The sequence below is a fragment of the Flavobacterium sp. genome (assembly GCF_021151785.1).
Taxonomy (GTDB): domain Bacteria; phylum Bacteroidota; class Bacteroidia; order Flavobacteriales; family Flavobacteriaceae; genus Flavobacterium.
This window is the reverse complement of the sequence record NZ_JAGKWP010000138.1, coordinates 1-4,620: the sequence shown is the minus strand read 5'-3', so window position 1 is coordinate 4,620 and position 4,620 is coordinate 1. Positions and strand designations below refer to the sequence as shown.

General features: G+C 32.5%; 3 protein-coding genes. 1 reads left to right on the top strand and 2 read right to left on the bottom strand.

Translation table 11 applies throughout. From position 1 onward, the window contains the following. Nucleotides 1-122 precede the first annotated feature (122 nt). Together QZ824_RS10700 and QZ824_RS10695 are read right to left on the bottom strand one after the other, a co-directional pair. Nucleotides 123-617, bottom strand: coding sequence for a hypothetical protein (locus tag QZ824_RS10700; RefSeq protein ID WP_291276005.1), 495 nt, complete (start codon nt 615-617; stop codon nt 123-125). 351 nt (nt 618-968) lie between these two features. After that, nucleotides 969-3,977 carry a M4 family metallopeptidase gene (locus tag QZ824_RS10695; protein WP_291276004.1) on the bottom strand — a complete coding sequence of 1,003 codons (3,009 nt, stop codon included), beginning with the start codon at nt 3,975-3,977 and terminating at the stop codon, nt 969-971. Between the two features lie 166 nt (nt 3,978-4,143). On the opposite strand from QZ824_RS10695, the gene QZ824_RS10690 reads away from it, so the two are divergent. Next, on the top strand, nt 4,144-4,620 hold a 477-nt coding region (locus QZ824_RS10690; RefSeq protein WP_291276003.1), incomplete at its 3' end, for a hypothetical protein.

Genomic DNA, 4,620 nt, shown 5'->3' with positions numbered 1-4,620 from the left:
GGTATAAATTATAAAAAAGACCACCATAAAAAACGTAACTTCATTGTTTCTAAAATAACATCAACTAATAAAAAAGACAAAATATACAAAGTGTGTTTTTTAGATGGTCTTATATTCAAAACCTAAATTTGTTTATCAACAGGTCTGCCTGAACTATTCCCTTGAGCTTCAAAACGAGCCTTAAGTTTATCGTAAGAAGACTTAGCATTAGCAATACCGTTTTCGTTAGCGGTTTTAAAAGCATTATAAATAACATTAGCTTGACCAAAAGCTTCATGACCAGCAATACGCTTAGCATCAGCGATACGCTGCAACGTATTGTTTAGTGCACTTTCAATTTGATCTAACTGTTCAAAAACCGTAAGGTCGTTTTGCAAGTGAGTTAAGTTAATGAAACCTGGTAATATGCCCGAACCATTGCCTTGAGCCTCAGTCAAGCAATCATCAGCAAATACTTTATTAGCTACATTAATGGCATTATAGCTTAGCCGTTGTTCATCTGTCAAAGTAGTATTTGCAGGTACTTTAGACAAAATAGTATTCACGGCATCATTAATAGCTGTTACATCAGCAACAGCTAAAGTTACATTGATTTTGTTTTCAGATAAATTAGACATAAATTTAATTTTTTATAATACTTAATAGGTAACGATTGCGTAAGTAAGATTATTGTATTTAAAACATTTATTTAACTACAAATAATTACATTTACGTAATAAAAATAACCATTTAAAAATTAATAAAAAAGATTTAACTTATTTTTTTACAAAAAACAGATGATTTTTACAGAGCATATAAATGCAACTAACTGTAGCCTCTATAACTTATGAAAATAAAGATGCAGAATATGCGCTTTTCACTAAGTTCAATGTATCCTTGCATTAAAAAAATTTCAACCTTATAGTACTAGAACTAAAAAATCCCGTTAGTTAATTTCTAACGGGATTTTTTTTAAATTATAAACATATTTATTCTAAAATTATTCGCTTAGTTATTTGTTTTCCTTCCGTTTGTAAGGTTATCAAATAAACACCTGATTGAATGGAAGAAAGATCTAATTCTTTTGTAAACAAAACTCCTTCAGCAGCAAATTGATTTTGATATACTTTTCTACCTCTTAAATCAAATAAATCTACAGTAACTTGGTCTGTAGTTGGTAAGGAAATATTCAATTTACCTTTGGTTGGATTTGGATAGATAACTAAACCTGCTATTTCATTAGTAGGAGAAGAAAGCGTTCCTTGAACAACAAAGTTATCAACCATAACACCTTGCTGATTTGTAGCATCATCAGACACAAAAGTAAATCTAAAAATAACATTAGACGGAGCGCCTAAGGTGGTTAATTCATGTGTATAATTACGTTTGTTTCCATTAACTCCTGTACCTCCAGAAGGGGCCGTATTAAAATCACCTGTCCATTGTTTACCTACACAATTAAAGCAATCTGTTCCATTAGGTAATCTAGAACTGTTGTACCAATTAGAGTCGGAAGCCGTTCCTAGTATATTCCAGCTAGCACCTGCATTAGTAGAATATTCAAAATAAATAATGTCCCAATTAGCTTCTAAATCAAAAGCCATGTCAAAGCTTACTGTTGGATTCACTAAACCACTCAAATTATAACATTGCGACACTAAGTATGATGTAGTTTTATCAGGATAATTTCCAGTCAGTTTAGTAGCATAAACCGCTGACCCAGCTAATGCACCAGTTAATAACGATTTATTGATCGTACCTCTTTGCCATACAGTATTTGTTTTTCCATTGCTATCAATAGAGACTAACACATCTGAAGCGTTGTTAAACGTGTTCACTACATTGGTACTACCTGCATCGTTTACAATAATTAAAATAGATTTTGTGTTATTTGTTGCATTTCCATCACCCGCAACTGTTGAAGTAACATTTAAAACATGAGTACCTCTTGTTAATCCAGTTACAGGAATCGCGATAGCTTGCACGGCACAATTAGACAAAGTCCCCGACCAATTAATTGTTGAGTTTGTACCTCCATCTACGTTATAAGTAATAGTAGCAGCTGTAATTGTAGTTGTACCCGCATTTTCAATAATGATACTTGGATTGTAAGTGGCACCACAAGCAACATTAACATTTCCTCCCGAAATAGATTTTAAGGCTACATCACTTGCAAGTGCTGTATAATTTGCTCCTACATTTACTGCTTTCCAAGCCTTAGTAACAGCCTGCACTTCAGGACTTGTAGCACAATACAAGGAACTGGCTACAGCAATGGTAGCATTTCTCATGTCCATAAACGTTGCATTAGGAGTCAAATAATCGCGCTCTGCATAATAGGTAATTTGAGCTGATTTTGCCATTCCAATACCTGTAACATTATATGCAAATGCTCCTCCAGACGAAACTGGTGCATTATTGGTTCCTGCCTTTCCTGCTGTAACAATGTAAAACCAGTGATTTAAAACACCACTATTCGTATGCACACCGCATCTGTCATTATTCGTACTTGGTGTACAAGTACCATCATCAGCAGTCGTTACATAATATTGTCCTTTAAAAGTATCTGGATCTCCTTTTGTTCTTGGATAACTCATAGAACGCAATCCGCCATTTAACACATCCTCACCTATTTTCCAAGTTCCTTGCGTTCCTGGGCTCGCTGTATCAACAGGAGAATTTAAATTTCCTAGTCTTCCGTATTGTTCAATACAAGTCCCCCAAATATCGGATAACCCTTCATTCATCGCACCCGATTGATTTTGATAAGCCAAATTTGAAGTGTAAGTACAAACCGCATGACCAATTTCGTGACCACAAATATCAATTGCCGTTAAAGCATCCATTGAACTACCATCTCCATAAGTCATTACTGAACCATTCCAAAAGGCATTATTATAACCCGACCCATAATGAACATAACTTTTAATTTTGGCACCAGCATCATCATAACTGTTTCTATTGAAGATATTCTTCCAAAAATCATAAGTCATTTCTGCCCCCCAATGTGCTTCTAGCGCAGCATTATCTTTAGCTGCATTATCATATTCGGCAGCAGTCCAGTTGTTATCATTATCAACAAAATCAACATTGGTGTAATCCTGATTTGATTCACAGTTATAAGTAACCATTCCGTTTCCCGTTCCTCTTGAAGCTTCATCCAAAATAAAAGTAGTTGCATCAACTTGTGTGGTTTCAATAGTTCTTGCACCACTATAACGTGTTGCTGCATTGGCAGGAACAAAAGGAACAAACAAAGCCTTTTCTTTATTCAATGCTATTTTTTCAAACGTTTGAGCAGTTGCCTTAATTTCTTCACTAGAAACTAAGTGATCAATATGCTTAATAATTGGATTAGTGTATAAAATTTCTCCCGTATGAGCCTCAACAAAAACTTCCTCTCTAGCTATTGGTTTTTTGGCATAAATATCAAATTTGTAAGCCAACTTCACTTCACCTTTATTAACTAAAGGTAGGATTACTAACTCTCCAGCAGGTTTTCTATAATCCATAGTCTGAGCCGAAATAGGATCTTCCCACAAGTATTCACTTGCCTGAATAAAGTCTAATGCTTTTTGAAAAGCTTGATTAGCATTTAAAGTAGGAACCAGATTTAGGCCTATTGCATTGTACAATTCCCCATTAACGGTTACCACATTTCCTTCTTTTTTATGGGTAATTACAGTTCCAAATTCAATTTTAATTCCTTGATGAAATTGTTGGTATCTTTGATGTGTAAAACCCGCTTCATCTGAAGTTTCTCTTGTGAAAGCAAAAGTACTGGCTTCGTTCAATCCATATAATTTACCTAACTCTTTAATGGCAGAGGCTTCCGTATGAAACCCCGTAAGTTCGATTGTTTTTTGAAAAGCAGCTTCTCCATTGTATTTTACATTTTTTTGGGAAAAAGCTAAAGAAGATGTAAGTAGTACTAGCCCTAATGCTTTTAAGTAATTGTTTTTCATGATTATAGTAGTTTGGAATGCAAGTATACTCATTTTTTCTGAATTAAAAAACTAGTCAACCTCAACACCTTGAATTAAAGGAAGTTAGTGTTTTATAGACAAATCTTAAACTGAATTAAATCAATTTAAAATTAAAAAATATAAAAGTAAATTAAACCATGTATTTTGCTTATTTTTACAACAACAAAACTGACATAATATGCATAGAGAAAAATCTTTTGATAAAAATAAAAAATTAATAACCGAAATTTTAAAAAAAAATCCTTATCTGCTAATAAACATACTAGAAAAATATTATCCTATCAATTTTTCTTTGTTTATAAAATTAGAAAAGAACAAAATCATATCACTTTCAACCATTCAAAACAACAATAACATAATTTGGTGCAATAATTTCAACAATAAGTACATAGAAGAAAGTTATAAAGAAAACGAATTTAATCTTGAGTCTTTTTACTCATTTAAAGTAAAACCAAAATTTAAATTAAATGATTTAAAAGAAAACTTCGAAAAATATGATTGGAAGCCAATCAAAGAAGTTTTGTTTGATTTTGATAATAACCAAGAGATTACTGATGAAATATACAAATTCTATTATCTAAGTAATGTTGAAAATAGATTTGATTTACCCATTCAAAAAATTTTTAATAATTCAGCAACATGGCAAGAATATTTT

Coding starts and splice junctions, on each gene's coding strand:
- QZ824_RS10695 (WP_291276004.1), bottom strand. CDS start 3,977: ATGAGTATACTTGCATTCCAAACTACTATAATCATGAAAAACAATTAC.
- QZ824_RS10700 (WP_291276005.1), bottom strand. CDS start 617: ATGTCTAATTTATCTGAAAACAAAATCAATGTAACTTTAGCTGTTGCT.